The sequence below is a fragment of the Streptomyces sp. NPDC047869 genome (assembly GCF_040704065.1).
GTDB lineage: Bacteria > Actinomycetota > Actinomycetes > Streptomycetales > Streptomycetaceae > Streptomyces.
This window is the reverse complement of record NZ_JBEYRK010000044.1, coordinates 33,026-47,554: the sequence shown is the minus strand read 5'-3', so window position 1 is coordinate 47,554 and position 14,529 is coordinate 33,026. Positions and strand designations below refer to the sequence as shown.

Here is a 14,529-nt window from a genome sequence, read left to right as displayed (position 1 = left end):
GGGCCGGGTGACGACCTATGACGATCGTGCGAGCCATGGGGGTGCCCCCGCGCGAGCGCAGTCGAGCGTGGGGGATGATCTGACCGCGACTGTGGAGCGTGTCCGCAGTTCGGTGGAAAGTGTGATCGAGGGCAAGCCCGAGGTCGTACGGCTTTCGCTGACCGTACTGCTCGCCGAGGGACACCTGCTGATCGAGGATGTCCCCGGTGTGGGCAAGACGATGCTGGCCAAGGCACTGGCGCGGTCCATCGACTGCTCGGTGCGGCGCATCCAGTTCACGCCCGACCTGCTGCCCTCGGACATCACGGGTGTGTCCATCTGGGACCAGCAGCGCCGGGACTTCGAGTTCAAGCCGGGCGCCATCTTCGCGCAGATCGTGATCGGCGACGAGATCAACCGCGCCTCGCCGAAGACCCAGTCGGCCCTGCTGGAGTCCATGGAGGAACGGCAGGTCACCATCGACGGGCAGAGCTATGAACTGCCCAGCCCGTTCATGGTGGTGGCCACGCAGAACCCGGTCGAGATGGAGGGCACCTACCCGCTGCCCGAGGCCCAGCGCGACCGCTTCATGGCCCGGGTCTCCGTCGGCTACCCGAGCGTCGAGGCCGAGCTGCAGATGCTCGACGTGCACGGCGGGGTGAGCCCGCTGGAGGACCTGCAGCCGGTGGCGCACGCGCACGAGATCGTGAAGCTGATCGAGGCCGTGCGCGGGGTGCACGTCTCCGAGGCCGTGCGCCGGTACGCGGTGGAACTGGTCTCGGCCACGCGCACCCATCCCGACCTCAGGCTCGGCGCGTCCCCGCGCGCGACCCTGCATCTGCTGCGCGCCGCCAAGGCGTCCGCCGCCCTCGCCGGCCGGGACTACGCGCTGCCGGACGACGTGCAGGAACTCGCCGTCGCCGTCCTCGCCCACCGCCTGCTGCCCACCGCACAGGCCCAGCTCAACCGGCGTACGGCCGAACAGGTGGTGCTGGAGATCCTGCAGCACACCGCCGTACCCGCGTCGCCGCAGCAGCACGGCGGCTTCGGCTCGCTGGGCCGGACCATGCCCGCCTACCCCCAGCAGCCCCCTCGGGGTCTTTGATGAGTACCGGGGGGACGGGGCGGGCGGAGCCCGACCGCGGGGACGCGGGCGGCGTCCGTACCGCCCTGGCGGGCCTCACCACGCGCGGGCGCTCCTTTCTCGCGGCCGGGATCGCGGCCGCGGTCTGCGCGTACGTGCTGGGCCAGAGCGATCTGCTGCGGGTCGGCCTGCTGCTGGCGGTACTGCCCCTGCTCTGCGCGGCCGTGCTGTACCGCACGCGCTACCGGGTGGCCGGCAGCCGCCGGCTCTCCCCCGCGCGCGTGCCCGCCGCCGGCGAGGCGCGCGTGCACCTGCGGATGGACAACGTCTCCCGGCTGCCCACCGGCCTGCTGATGCTCCAGGACCGGGTGCCCTACGTCCTCGGTCCCCGGCCCCGCTTCGTGCTGGACCGGGTGGAGCCGGGCGGGCGCCGCGAGGTGTCGTACCGGGTCCGCTCCGACCTGCGCGGCCGCTATCCGCTGGGCCCGCTGCAACTGCGCCTGACCGACCCGTTCGGGATGTGCGAGCTGACGCGGTCCTTCTCGACGTACGACACGCTGACCGTCATACCGCGCACCGAGCCGCTGACACCGGTCCGGTTCAGCGGCGAGGCCAAGGGGTACGGCGACGGGCGCCGACGGTCCCTGGCCCTGGCCGGCGAGGACGACGTGATCCCTCGCGGCTACCGGTACGGCGACGACCTGCGCCGGGTGCACTGGCGCTCCACCGCGCGCTACGGCGAGCTGATGGTGCGCCGCGAGGAGCAGCCGCGGCGCTCGCGCTGCACGGTGCTGCTGGACACCCGGGCGATCGGCTACGAGGGCGCGGGCCCCGACTCGGCGTTCGAGTGGGCCGTCTCCGGTACCGCGTCGGTTCTGACGCACCTGCTCGAACAGGGTTTCTCGGTGCGGCTGCTGACGGACGGTGGCACCTCGGTGCCCGGGGAGGGCGCCGACGGGTTCGCCGGCAGCGGCCCGGACAGCGCGGACGCGGCCGGACTGATGATGGACACCCTCGCGGTGATCGACCACTCCGACGGCACGGGCCTGTCCCGGGCGTACGACTCGCTGCGCGGCGGGAACGAGGGGCTGCTGGTGGCGTTCCTGGGCGACCTGGACGAGGAGCAGGCGGCGGTGGTCGCCAAGATGCGCCAGCGCAGCGGCGGAGCGCTGGCGTTCGTGCTGGACCCGGACGCGTGGGTGTGGGAGACGACCGGTGCATCGGCTCCCGGCAGCCGGCAGGAGGAGCGGCTGCGCATGCTGCGCGAGGCGGGCTGGACGGCGCTGGGCGTGCCGCGCGGGGCGTCGCTGAACGAGCTGTGGCGGCAGGCGGACCGGGAGCGCTCAGGCCTGACCGGCGTCGGCGGGGAGGCACTGTGATGAGTGGGCGGGCCCGGCTGGCCCTGTGCGCGGCCGCGGCCACGCTGATGACCGCGTGCGCGCTGCTGCCCCTGGTCGACCAGCCGACGTGGCTGTTCACGACGGTCCTGCTGGTCGCCGTGCAGACCGGGGTGGGCGCGGCGGCCCGGCGGGTGCCGCTGGCGCGGCCGCTGACCGTGGCGGCGCAGGCCCTGGTCACGCTGATGCTGCTGACCCTGGTCTTCGCCCGGCGGCAGGCGGTCGGCGGGCTGGTTCCCGGCCCGGACGCGTTCCGGTACTTCGGCGATCTGCTCCAGCAGGGCTCCGACGACGTCAGCCGCTACGCGATACCGGCACCGCTCACCGACGGCATCGAACTGATGCTCATCGGCGGGGTCCTGGTGATCGGTCTGCTGGTCGACACCCTGGCGGTGACCTTCCGCAGCGCGGCCCCGGCGGGACTGCCGCTGCTCGCGCTGTACTCGGTGGCGGCCGGGCTGTCCGACAGCGGCACCGACTGGCTGTCCTTCCTGATCGCGGCGGCCGGTTATCTGATGCTGCTCCTCGCCGAGAGCCGGGACCGGCTGGCCCAGTGGGGCCGCGTCTTCGGCGGCGCCGCCCGCGACCCGGGCACGCCGGAGAGCGGGGCGGTGGCGCCGGTGCGCGCCGGACGCCGGCTCGGCGCGGTGGCTCTCGGTGTCGCCGTACTGGTGCCGGCCATTCCCCTGTTCTCGATCCAGGGCGGGCTGCTGGACGCCACGGGGACGGGCGTCGGCGCGGGCAACGGCAGGGGCGGCACGATCTCCGCGGTCAACCCGCTGGTGTCGCTGCGCGACAGCCTGAACGTGGAGAACGACCGCCAGGTGCTGTCGCTGCGGACCACGGCGGGCGACCTGTCGGACATGTATCTGCGGATCGTGTCCCTGGACGACTTCGACGGCACGACCTGGAAGCCGTCCCAACGGCACATCGTCGCGCTGCCGGACGTCCTCCCGGCCCCCGCCGGCCTGGACGCGGACGTCGAGCGCGGCACGGTGCGCACCAGGATCACCGCGGCCGACTGGTACGCCCAGGACTGGCTGCCGATGCCATACCCGCCGAGCCGGGTGAGCATCAGCGGCAACTGGCGGTACGAGCCCGTCGGCATGACGCTCGTCGGCGACCACGGCCAGAACACCCGCGGCGAGGTCTACGAGGTGCGCAGCCTCGACGTGCGGCCGACCGCCGCCGAGCTGGCAGCCGCGCCGCAGGCGCCCGCGGCCCTGCGGCACGAGTACACCAAGGTGCCGTCCAGGCTGCCGAAGGCGGTGGCCAGGACCGCCGAGGAGATCACCGCGGGCTCGTCAAGCCACTACGACGAGGCGGTCAAGCTCCAGGACTGGTTCGCGGTGAACGGCGGCTTCCAGTACGACACCGAGGTGGAGGTCGGCCAGGGCCCGGACGCGATCGCGAACTTCCTGCGGAAGAAGCAGGGCTTCTGCGTCCACTTCTCCTTCGCGATGGCCGCGATGGCCCGCACGTTGGGGATCCCGGCTCGGGTCGCGGTGGGCTTCGCGCCCGGCACCCCGCAGGCGGACGGCTCGGTCTCGGTGTCGCTGAAGGACGCGCATGCCTGGCCCGAGCTGTACTTCGAGGGCGTGGGCTGGACCCGCTTCGAGCCGACCCCGACCCGGGGCACGGTGCCTTCGTACACCCAGTCGAACACGCCGGGCACGTCGGAGCCGGACGAGGCGCTGCCGTCGCGCGGGGCGTCCCAGGCTCCCTCGGCCGCGGCCTCGCCGAGCGAGAGCTGCTCGGCGCAGTTGCGCAGGCTCGAGGCCTGCGACAGTCCGGCCGCCGCGGTCGCGCGTCCCGGCGGTGGCGGCAGCGGCTGGGATCTGCTGTGGCTCGGGCTGATCGGGCTGGGCGTCCTGGCCGTGCTCGCGGTGCCGTTCCTGCCGCTGCTGTGGCGGGCCCGGCTGCGGGCCGTCCGGCTGGGCGGGCACGCGCGGACGGCGGAGGGGGCCGGCGCCCACGCGCTGCTGGCCTGGCAGGAGCTGACCGACAGCGCCTGGGACCTCGGCATCCTCCCGGACGAGTCGCTGACCCCGCGCAACGCGGCGGCCAGGATCGTGCGGCTGGGCCGTCTCGACGCGGCCTCCGGGGCCGCGGTGAACCGGGTGGCGGACGCGGTGGAGCAGGTGCTGTACGCGCCCCGGCCGCGACCGGTGGCGGGCCTCGCCGAGGACGTGCGCCAGGTGGTCGCCGCCCTGTACGGAGGCGTGCGCCGGCGGACGAGGCTGCGGGCGCTGTTCGCGCCGCGTTCGGCCGTGCGGGTGCTGTGGGCGGCGTCGGACCGGTGGACGGCGCTCAGGGAGCGCGCGGTGGCGGCCCGGCCGTCGTGGCGCCGGCCGTCGGGCCAGCGGGGCTGAGGCCGCGGGGCCGCGGACCGGCGGCCCCAAGGCACACGTGAGGGGTGACCACCGGCTGGTGGTCACCCCTCACGGATGTCCTTCGGGCCGTCGGGCCAGCGGGGCTGAGGCCGCGGGGCCGCGGACCGGCGGCCCCAAGGCACACGTGAGGGGTGACCACCAGCTGGTGGTCACCCCTCACGGATGTCCTTCGTCGCTCGCCGCGGTGCGGGCCCGGTCCGAACGGCGGGCGCTAGTGGCCCTGCTGCTCGTCGCGACGGCGCTGCCAGCGCTGTTCGATCCGGTCCATCATGGAGCGCTTCTGCCGTACCTGGCGGCGCGGGGCGCCCGCGGGCTGCTCACCCGGCTTGGGGGCCTTCCGCCAGCCGGTGACGGCAAGCACGGCACAGCCCAGCATCACCAGGAAGCCCACCACGCTGACCCAGATCTGCTGTGCGACCATTCCGGCCATGAGGAGCGCGATACCCACGAGGAAGCCCACGACCGCCTGGTAGACCCGCCGCCGGGTGTACGTCCGCAGCCCACTTCCCTCAAGCGCCGACGCGAACTTGGGATCTTCGGCGTACAGCGCTCGCTCCATCTGCTCGAGCATGCGCTGCTCGTGCTCCGAGAGCGGCACGGAGTCCTCCTCATCGTGCAGTCGCCGGGGCGACCCGGGGGGTCCCTTCAGGATAGGCAGGGAATCGCCCCCGTGAAACCCGCCCCTCTGCGCCAATTGGCCAACCGGAATCCATCCAGGCCGTCCCGGCTCGCTGAGGCTTCCATTCCCCGGCGGCCGACCCGTCATGCCGGACGGCGTACCTCGATCATACGGCGCAAACCGCTCGATCGGGTGGCTTGTGGCGTACTCCATCCGCCGCCGAGCCCCTGATCAGCGGCGGGTCACCAGGAGCGCTCAGGCCTCGGTGGCCGCCCGCGTCTCACCGAGCACATGGAGCTGGGTGGCGACCGAGTGGAAGGCGGGCAGCTCTGCCGCCGCCGCCTCCAGCTTGAGCAGGGCGTCCATGGCACCGGGCTCGGTGTCCACCAGGACGCCGGGCACGAGGTCGGCGAAGACCCGTACGCCGTGCACGGCGCCGACCCGCAGGCCCGCGCCCTCCACCAGCGCGGTGAGCTGCTCGGCGGTGAAGCGGCGCGGCACCGGGTCCCCGGTGCCCCAGCGGCCCTCGGGGTCCTGCAGGGCCTGCTTGGCCTCCTTGAAGTGGCCGGCCAGGGCACGGGCGAGCACGGCACCGCCGAGGCCGGCGGCGAGCAGGCTGAGGACCCCCTCGGAGCGCAGGGCGGCCACCGCGTTGCGCACGCCCTCGGCCGGGTCGTCCACGTACTCCAGGACCCCGTGGCACAACACCACGTCGTGGCCGCCGCGCTCGACCACGTCGAACAGGCCGTGGGCGTCGCCCTGGACGCCCCGGACCCGGTCGGCGACATCGGCCTCGGCGGCGCGGCGTTCGAGGGCGAACAGCGCGTTGGGGCTGGGGTCGACGACGGTGACCCGGTGACCGAGGCCGGCGAGGGGCACGGCGAAGTTGCCGCTGCCGCCCCCGGTGTCGAGGACGTCCAGCGATTCCCGCCCCGTGGCCTTGATCCGGCGGTCCAGGGCGTCCTGGAGGACCTCCCAGACCACTGCGGTACGGAGGGAGGAACGGGGGCGCATCGGGTCCGACACGGCAGTTGACTCCTCGGCGCGGCACCGCCTGTTGCCCGGCGGCGCGAACGGGGTGCCCTCCCCGGCCCGGATGCGGGAGGAAGGAAGGCTTCAGGCGCCTCCACCCTATTGCCTCCGCCGCCGTGCCCGGTCATCGCGGTGGGGTGGGCCCTGTCCGTCTCGCAGGGCGGACGGCCGAGGTCAGCCCGCGTCCGGGAGGTCGTCGCGGGCGGGTGGGCCCGGTGGCTCCCCGGTGTCGTGGCGCGGCTGGGGCAGGACGGGCTGGAGCACCAGCATCCGCTCGACGATGCGGATGAACATCGCCACGTCCCGTGTCAGGTCGTCGGCGTCCCGTCGGCCGGCCGCGCCCTGGATGCCCGCCTCGGCCCGAGCGCGGCGGGCCGCGCCGGAGGCGAACAGCGCGCTCCACTCGGTCAGTTCGGGAGCTATCTCGGGCAGCACCTCCCAGGCGCTGCGGATGCGCGCACGGCGGCGCGGGGAGGTCTCGGGACGGCCCCGGGCCGCGAGCACCGCGGCAGCGGTGCGCAGGGCGGCGAGGTGGGCGGTCGCGTAGCGCTCGTTGGGTGTCTCCAGGCGGCCGGCCTCCTCGAGTCCGGCGCGGGCCTGGGCGAGCAGGTCGAGGACGGCGGGCGGGGCCGTGGCCCGGCGGAGCACGGGGTGCACGTCGCTCGCCGGGCCGGTCAGTGAGGGGGCAGGGCCGGTGGCGCGGCGCCGGTGGGCGGCGGCTGCGGACGGGTTGGCCATGACGAACCTCCTGTCGTCTGGTGACGGCACGGATGCCGTATGTGCCCATCGTGACGTATGGCACTGACAATCCGTTGTGACCTGCGGCTTTGCTTCGATCAGGGGTTCGGGAGTAGTTTTGTACTGACCAGTCAGTGCAAAAAGACAGCAGGCAAGGGGGAGGCTTGTGGACGGCGCGCACCTGACCGCCGAGGGCCTCGGGCTCAAGGGACCACGAGGGTGGGTCTTCCGGGACGTCACGCTCGACGCGGAGCCCGGCTCGCTGATCGCGATCGCGGGACCGTCCGGCTCCGGCCGTACGTGTCTGCTGCTCGCGCTCACCGGACGGATGAAGTCCACCGAGGGAGTGGCCACGGTGGCCGGCTTCAAACTCCCCCGCCACATGGCCGCCGTGCGCCGGGTCGGCGCCGTCGCCAACGTGGCCGGTGTCACCGACCTGGAGCCGGCCCTGACCGTCGGGGAGCACCTGCGCGAACGGGCCCTGCTGCAGCACCGGTTCGGCGACTCCCTGCGGGAGGTACTGCGGCCCCGACGGGACCGCGTGCACGAGGCCCGGCTGCGCGTCGACGCGGCCCTGGCCGCCGCCGGACTCGATCCGGAGACGCTCCCCAAGGGGTCCCGCACGGCGGTGCGGGACCTGGAGCGCCCGGCGGAACTGCGGCTGTCCATCGCGCTGGCCCTGCTCGGCCGGCCGCGGCTGCTCGGCGTGGACGACATCGACATGAAGCTCTCGGACGCCGAGCGCGAGGGGATCTGGGACCTGCTGCGCTCCCTCGCGCGCGCGGGCACGACGGTGGTGACCGTGTGCCGCACCGCCCCCGCGGACTGCCTCACCGTCTCCACCGAGCCGGCCGGGAGGACCGGCGGCGACAGCGGGCCCGAACCGGCCGGCGACAGCACCCGGACGGCCGGGAACGGCAGCCCGGAACCGGGCGACGACCCCGCCCCGGACACCGACGACGACAACGGCCGGAAGGAGGAGGCGGATGCGCACGCCCAGGCTGGCCGCTCTTGAGCTGAGGCGCTTCGGACGGGGGAAGCTGCCGCGTGCCGCGCTGGTCGCGCTGCTCGTGCTGCCCCTGCTGTACGGCGCCCTGTACCTGTGGTCCTTCTGGGACCCCTACGGCCGTCTGGACCGTATCCCGGTGGCCCTGGTGAACGACGACAAGGGCGCCACGGCGGGCGGGAAGAAGGTCACCGCCGGCGACGACATCGTGGCCGGGCTGCGCGACAGCCGGACCTTCGAGTGGCACGAGGTGAGCGACGCCGAGGCCCGCCGGGGCGTCGAGGACGGCACCTACTACCTGTCGCTGACCATGCCCGCCGACTTCAGCGGCCGGATCGCGTCCAGCTCCGGCGACTCCCCCGAGACGAGCGCGCTCAGGGTGCGCACCAACGACGCGAACAACTACATCGTCGGCCAGATCTCCAGGACCGTCTTCAACGAGGTCCGCTCGGCCGCGTCCAGCAAGGCGTCCCGGACCTTCCTGGACCGGATCTTCATCTCCTTCTCCGACATCCACGGCAAGACCGTGACCGCCGCCAAGGGCGCCGACCGCCTCAAGGGCGGCATCGGCAAGGCCGAGAAGGGCTCCAGGGACCTCGCGGCCGGCCTGAAGGACGCGAAGAGCGGCAGCGGCAAGCTGGCCAAGGGGCTGAAGAAGCTCGACTCGGGCGCCGGCAGGCTGGAGGACGGTTCCCGGCGGGTCGCGGACGGCACCCAGACCCTCGCGAACGACGTCAACGGCGTCTACAAGCAGGCCGGTCCGTTCCTGAAGGACAACGAGAAGACCATCGGGGACACCGCCCGGCTGGTCGCCGACTCGGCCAAGACCGTCCGGCACAACCTCGCGACCATGGTGAAGCTGGCGCCGGGCGCCGCCAGGGCCGCCTACGCCTCCTCGGCCGTGCTGGACGATGTCTACGAGGCGCGCTGCGAGAAGGCGGTGATCGACGACCCGGCCTGTCCCGACCTGAAGAAGGCCAGGCAGGCGGCGGCCGACGTGGCCACGGTCGCCGACGACCTCAACACCCTGATCGCCGACCAGGACGGCGACCTGAAGACCATGCGGGCCAACCTGACCACGCTGCAGAAGCAGGCCCAGGCCCTCGCCGCGCGCGCCCCGCACCTGTACGAGGACGTCGACGACGCCGTCAAGAAGATCAACGAGCTGAACGACGGCGCGGCCGAGGTCGCCGCCGGCGCCAAGAAGCTGCACGCCGGAATCGGCACCGCCGGCACCGGGGCGGCGAAGCTCGACAAGGGAATCGGCACCGCCGAGTCGGGCGCCCAGACCCTCAGCGGCGGCATGTACAAGCTGGTCGGCGGCTCCGGCAAGCTGGCCGGCGGCCTGCACGACGGCGCGAAGAAGATCCCCGACTACGACAAGCAGGACCGCGACCGGCGCACCGGCGTGATGGCCGACCCGGTCCAGCTCGCCTCCCACGACCTGCACAAGGCGCCCAACTACGGCACCGGCTTCGCCCCGTACTTCATCCCGCTGTCCCTGTGGGTCGGCGCGATGGTGGCGTACATGCTGATCCCGCCGCTCAACCGGCGTGCCCTGGCGGCCGGTTCGCCGGCCTGGCGGATCGCGCTGGCCGGCTGGCTGCCGGTGGTCGCGGTGGGCGTGCTGCAGACGGCCGCGCTGATGGCCGTGCTGCACTGGGCGGTCGGGCTGCGGATGGCGCGGGCGGCCGGCACGGTCGGGTTCCTGTTCCTGGTGGCGGCGTGCTTCGCGGCGATCGTGCAGTGGCTGAACGCCCGCTTCGGCGCGGCGGGCCGGATCCTGGTGCTGGCGCTGCTGATGCTCCAGCTCACCTCGGCGGGCGGCACCTACCCCGTGCAGACCAGCCCGGGCTTCTTCAACGCCATCCACCCCTTCCTGCCGATGAGCTACATCGTGGAGGCCCTGCGCCGGCTGATCACGGGCGGCGGGCTCGGCCCGGTCTGGCAGGCGTGCGGCGTGCTGGCCGCCTTCACCGCGGGCGCCGTCGCGCTGACCGCCCTCGCGGCCCGGCGCCGCCAGGTGTGGACGCTGGACCGGCTGCACCCGGAACTGAGCCTGTGATCCCGGGGACGTCCCCGCACGCGCCCGTACCTGTGACAATCGGGGCCATGGAAAGCAGCAACGCCACCTCCGGCGGCAGCACGCGTCGCGAGGCCACCCGGCAGAAGCTCTACGAGGCCGCCGTCACGCTCATCGCAGAGCAGGGCTTCTCCGCCACCACCGTGGACGAGATCGCCGAGCGGGCCGGGGTCGCGAAGGGCACGGTGTACTACAACTTCGCGAGCAAGTCGGTCCTCTTCGAGGAGCTGCTGCGGCACGGCGTGGGCCTGCTCACCGCCTCCCTCAGGGAGGCGGCCGAGCGGACCGCGGCGGAGGGCGGCGGCAAGGTGGACGCGCTGGACGCGATGGTCCGCGCGGGCCTGGTCTTCATCGACCGCTACCCGGCCTTCACCCAGCTCTACGTGGCCGAGCTGTGGCGCACCAACCGTGCCTGGCAGTCCACGCTGATGGTGGTCCGGCAGGAGGCCGTCGCCGTCGTGGAGGGGGTGCTGCGCGAGGGCGTGGCGGCCGGTGAGTTCAGCGACGAGATCGACGTCCAGCTGACGGCGGCCGCGCTGGTCGGCATGGTGCTGGTGGCCGCCCTGGACTGGAAGTCGTTCCAGCCGGAGCGCTCCCTGGACGACGTCCACGCCGCCCTGTCCCGGCTGCTCCAGGGACGGGTCAGCGGGAAGGGCTGAGACGCGCCGGGAACACGGAGAAGGCGCCGGTCCCTTGCCGGACCGGCGCCTTCCCACTCCCCCGTACTTCCCGTACTCCCCCGTGCGCCCCCGTACGGTTCTCCCCCGATGGTCCCCCGTGGTGGTCCGCCGCGGGTCCCCCGTGCCTCGCTTCCGCCGACGGATCGGCGGAAGGAGCGGCCAGGGCGCGGGCGCCGTTCCGCCGCCCCGTGCCGGCGGTGCCGGGCCCGCGCCCCCTGCCGTGCCCCCACTCTCCCGTGTCCGGCGGTCGCGCCCCATCCGCGCGCGTACTCATCTGGCCGTCTGAGTACGGATACTCAGTGCCGCGCGCGTGCCCGGGACGGCGGCCCGCCGGATGGCTACGATCCCTTGCGTGTCCGTACTCCCTCTGGTCTTCACCAGCGGCTGGGCCAGCGGCATCAACGCCTACGCGGTGGTGCTGCTGCTCGGCCTGTTCGGCATGACCGGGGTGAGCGACGACGTCCCGCAGACGTTGCAGCGGCCCGAGGTGCTGATCGTGGCGGGCGTGCTGTTCCTGTGCGAGGCGGTCGCCGACAAGATCCCGTACGTCGACTCGGTGTGGGACACCGCGCACACCGTCGTACGGCCGCTCGCGGGCGCCTGGGTCGGAGCGCTGCTCGCCGGGCAGAGCGGTTCGATGACGGACGTGGCGGCCGGGCTGCTCGGCGGTTCGACGGCGCTGGCCAGCCACGGTGTGAAGGCCGGTACCCGGATGGCGGTCAACACCTCACCGGAACCGTTCAGCAACTTCGTGCTGAGCACCGCGGAGGACCTGGGGGTCGCCGGCATCGTGTCCTTCGCGATGTTCCATCCCGAGGCGGCCGCGGTCATCGCGGCGGTGCTGCTGGCCGCCGGGCTGGTGGTGCTGGTGTTCCTCGTCTCCCGCATCCGGCGCTTCCTGCGGCGCCGGGCGCAGCGGCGGGAGGAACGGCGGCTGGCCTCCCGGGCGTCCGGACCGCCGGGCTGACCCGGTCCGCACCGCCCGTCGGCCGGGCTGTCGGTGCCGGTGGATAAAGTCACGGTCATGGCACGGATTGCGGTGATCGGCGCCGGGATGGGCGCGATGGCGGCCGCTGCCCGGCTGGCCGTCGCGGGCCACCGGGTGGCGGTGTACGAGCGTACGGGGACGTACGGCGGAGCGGTGCGCCGCTTCGAGCGGGAGGGGTTCGCCTTCGACACCGGGCCGGGGCTGCTGCCGCTGCCCGCCGTGTACCGCGACCTGTTCGTCAAGACCGGCAAGGAGGCGCTGGAGGACGTCGTCGAGCTGGTCCAGGTCGACCCGTCCGCGCGGCACGTCTTCGCGGACGGCACCGAGGTGGCCCTGCCGAACGCCTCCCGCGCGGGTGTGGTCGAGGCCCTGGACGAGGCGCTGGGTGCCGGCGCCGGGCAGCGCTGGGGGGACTTCCTGGTGCGGGCCCGGGAGGCCTGGGACCGCACCCGCCGGCCGCTGCTGGAGGAGCCGCTGTGGCCGAACTGGCAGGTGCTGGCCGAGCGCGAACCCTATCCGTCGGTGCCGCACAAGCGGCTGCTGCGCACCCGCCGGGCGGGCACCCTGGCCGAGATCGGCGCCTGGGAGCTGCGCGACGAGCGTCTGGCGGCCCTCCTGGAGAGCCATGCGCTGGGATACGGCCTCGACCCCCGGACCGTTCCGGCGAGCGCGGCCGTGCTGCCGTACATGGACCACGCCTTCGGCACCTGGTACGTGCGCGGCGGCATGCGGGAGCTGGCGCGCGCGGTGTACGAGCGGTGCCTGAAGCGGCGGGTCGAGTTCGGTTTCGGCGCCGAGGTGACCGGGATCCTGGAGAAGGACGGCCGGGCGGCGGGGGTGGAACTCGCCGACGGTTCGACGGCCGAGGCGGACTTCGTGGTGGCGGACGTGGACCCGACGCGGCTGCGGGCCCTGACGCAGCGTCCGCTGGACGCGGACGGGGACGTACGTGCCGACGATCCGGTCCTGCCCCGGCCCGGACGGTTCACTGCCCTGCTGGCCCTGCGGGGCGGGCGCGAGCCCGGAGCCGTCCACCGCACGGTCGTCCACGCTCCGGACAACCAGGCCGAGCTGGACTTCCTGGCCTCGCCCGGCGGCGACCGGCCGGTGTTTCCCACGGTGACCGTGCTGCGCCCGGACGACCCCGCGCTGGCACCCGACGGCGAGCACGAGTCCGTGGTGGTGTCCGCCGTGGTCCCGGCCCAGACCGCCCGGGACGACGAGGGCACGGTCCGGTGCTACACGGACTTCCTGCTCGAAGCCGCCGAGCGTGCGGTGCCGGGGCTGCGGGAGCGTCTGCTGTGGCACGAGGTGCGCACGCCCGCGCACACGGAAGCGGAGACGGGCGCCCCGACCGGGGCCGTGCCCGCTCCCGCACTCGCCGCGGGCCGGGGGCGATTCCTGTACCCGGCGAACACGACGCGTCTGCCCGGGCTGTACCGAGTGGGCGGCTGGTCCCACCCCGGCGGCGGGCTGCCGCACGCCGGCATGTCGGGGGCGCTGGTGGCCGGGCTGATCGTGGAGGGACCCGGGTTCCGCGGCTCCCAGTGAGCCGGGAACCGGGTACCGGGCGTCAGAAGCGGTACTGCTCGTCGTACCCGGCTCCGGGCTGCTGCTGCCCGTTGCCCTGGTACGGGTACGGCTGCTCCTGCGGGAGTTCGCCGCCGTAGTTGTCGTCGCTGCGCTGCTGCGGGACCCAGACCCCGCCGACCGGGGTCTCGCCGTAGCCGCCGGTGGCGTACGGGTCCTGGCCGTAGCCCTGCTGGCCGTACTGCTGCTGGCCGTAGCCGGCGTCGTAGGCGGTACCGCCGTAGCCCTGACTGCCGACGTAGGGGTCGGAGTAGTTGGCGTAGCCCTGCTGGCCGCCGGTGTCGTAGCCGTAGTTCTGCTGACCGTAGCCCGAGTAGTCGTAGGCGTAGTTCTGGTCGGCGCCCTGGGGCTGGGCCGCGGCCGCGTAGGCGGTGTCGCCGTAGACGCCGTAGGAGCCGGTGTCGTCCGGAAGCGGCTGCGGCTCGTAGACGTCGGTGGTCCCGGCGGCGGACGGCTCGGCGGAGCGGGCGGGGGTGAAGACGTCGTCCCGGTCGTAGTCGTCGCGGTGGGGGAGCCGCTCGCGGCCGTAGCCGTCATCGTCGTGGCCGTAGCCGGCGTCGTCGTGGCCCTCGCCCGCCTCCAGGTCGGAGACCTCCAGCGTCGGGTCCTGACGCTCCGGCCTGCCGCGACGGCGCTTGCTGCCGCCCTCCGCCTCGTCCTCGGGACGCTTGACCGCCCAGCCGGCGGCGAAGCCGCGGCGGAAGGACAGCGTGACGTAGGTCTGGCCGAGCGCGAAGGCTATCGCGCCCGCGCCGATGACGACGACCGATGGCATCAGCACACCGACGACGACGCCGAGGAAGCCGGCGAAGGCGAGCAGCCGCCAGCGCAACCGCGCCTTGTACTGCAGCAGCACCTCGCCGAGCAGCCACAGTGCGACGACGCCGAACGCGATGTAGAGGACCGTCCAGCCCATGTACGCCCCTCTCCCAGTGGCCGC

12 protein-coding genes are annotated in these 14,529 nt (G+C 73.7%); 8 read left to right on the top strand and 4 right to left on the bottom strand.

Annotation, left to right across the window (positions count from 1 at the left end; genetic code table 11):
* The first annotated feature begins 67 nt into the window (after positions 1-67).
* Genes AB0924_RS35850 through AB0924_RS35840 form a run of 3 tightly spaced genes read left to right on the top strand, consistent with a single transcriptional unit; the run spans position 68 to position 4,832 of the window.
* A complete protein-coding gene (locus AB0924_RS35850) occupies positions 68-1,084 on the top strand; it encodes a MoxR family ATPase (protein ID WP_358931298.1) in 1,017 nt (338 codons plus the stop codon).
* Complete coding sequence (locus AB0924_RS35845; protein WP_366913696.1) at positions 1,084-2,442, top strand: DUF58 domain-containing protein; 1,359 nt, start codon at positions 1,084-1,086, stop codon at positions 2,440-2,442. The genes AB0924_RS35850 and AB0924_RS35845 overlap by 1 nt, the downstream gene beginning before the upstream one ends.
* Positions 2,442-4,832 carry a DUF3488 and transglutaminase-like domain-containing protein gene (locus tag AB0924_RS35840; RefSeq protein WP_366913695.1) on the top strand — a complete coding sequence of 797 codons (2,391 nt, stop codon included), beginning with the start codon at positions 2,442-2,444 and terminating at the stop codon, positions 4,830-4,832. The genes AB0924_RS35845 and AB0924_RS35840 overlap by 1 nt, the downstream gene beginning before the upstream one ends.
* Before the next feature lie 232 nt (positions 4,833-5,064).
* Here AB0924_RS35840 and AB0924_RS35835 read toward each other — a convergent pair whose 3' ends face one another.
* The 3 genes from AB0924_RS35835 to AB0924_RS35825 all read right to left on the bottom strand — a co-directional run bounded on the left by AB0924_RS35835 (position 5,065) and on the right by AB0924_RS35825 (position 7,242).
* Positions 5,065-5,451, bottom strand: a complete 387-nt coding sequence (locus tag AB0924_RS35835) for a DUF3040 domain-containing protein (RefSeq protein ID WP_358931032.1) — start codon at positions 5,449-5,451, stop codon at positions 5,065-5,067.
* A gap of 276 nt (positions 5,452-5,727) precedes the next feature.
* Positions 5,728-6,498: a methyltransferase gene (locus AB0924_RS35830; RefSeq protein ID WP_358931030.1), complete on the bottom strand. Its 771-nt coding sequence runs from the start codon at positions 6,496-6,498 to the stop codon at positions 5,728-5,730.
* Between the two features lie 180 nt (positions 6,499-6,678).
* Complete coding sequence (locus AB0924_RS35825; RefSeq protein ID WP_366913694.1) at positions 6,679-7,242, bottom strand: SAV_6107 family HEPN domain-containing protein; 564 nt, start codon at positions 7,240-7,242, stop codon at positions 6,679-6,681.
* Between the two features lie 166 nt (positions 7,243-7,408).
* Here AB0924_RS35825 and AB0924_RS35820 point away from each other — a divergent pair, with 166 nt between their 5' ends.
* From AB0924_RS35820 to AB0924_RS35800, 5 genes are all read left to right on the top strand, one after another.
* Positions 7,409-8,257, top strand: coding sequence for an ATP-binding cassette domain-containing protein (locus tag AB0924_RS35820; protein WP_366913693.1), 849 nt, complete (start codon positions 7,409-7,411; stop codon positions 8,255-8,257).
* Positions 8,229-10,313: a YhgE/Pip domain-containing protein gene (locus AB0924_RS35815; protein ID WP_366913692.1), complete on the top strand. Its 2,085-nt coding sequence runs from the start codon at positions 8,229-8,231 to the stop codon at positions 10,311-10,313. Before AB0924_RS35820 ends, AB0924_RS35815 begins: the two co-directional genes overlap by 29 nt.
* Before the next feature lie 47 nt (positions 10,314-10,360).
* A complete protein-coding gene (locus AB0924_RS35810; RefSeq protein ID WP_358931022.1) occupies positions 10,361-10,990 on the top strand; it encodes a TetR/AcrR family transcriptional regulator in 630 nt (209 codons plus the stop codon).
* Positions 10,991-11,363: 373 nt separating this feature from the next.
* Complete coding sequence (locus AB0924_RS35805; protein WP_358931020.1) at positions 11,364-11,978, top strand: DUF4126 domain-containing protein; 615 nt, start codon at positions 11,364-11,366, stop codon at positions 11,976-11,978.
* Positions 11,979-12,035: 57 nt separating this feature from the next.
* Positions 12,036-13,550: an NAD(P)/FAD-dependent oxidoreductase gene (locus AB0924_RS35800; protein ID WP_366913691.1), complete on the top strand. Its 1,515-nt coding sequence runs from the start codon at positions 12,036-12,038 to the stop codon at positions 13,548-13,550.
* A gap of 22 nt (positions 13,551-13,572) precedes the next feature.
* Here AB0924_RS35800 and AB0924_RS35795 read toward each other — a convergent pair whose 3' ends face one another.
* Positions 13,573-14,505 carry a hypothetical protein gene (locus tag AB0924_RS35795; RefSeq protein WP_366913690.1) on the bottom strand — a complete coding sequence of 311 codons (933 nt, stop codon included), beginning with the start codon at positions 14,503-14,505 and terminating at the stop codon, positions 13,573-13,575.
* Positions 14,506-14,529: the final 24 nt, after the last annotated feature.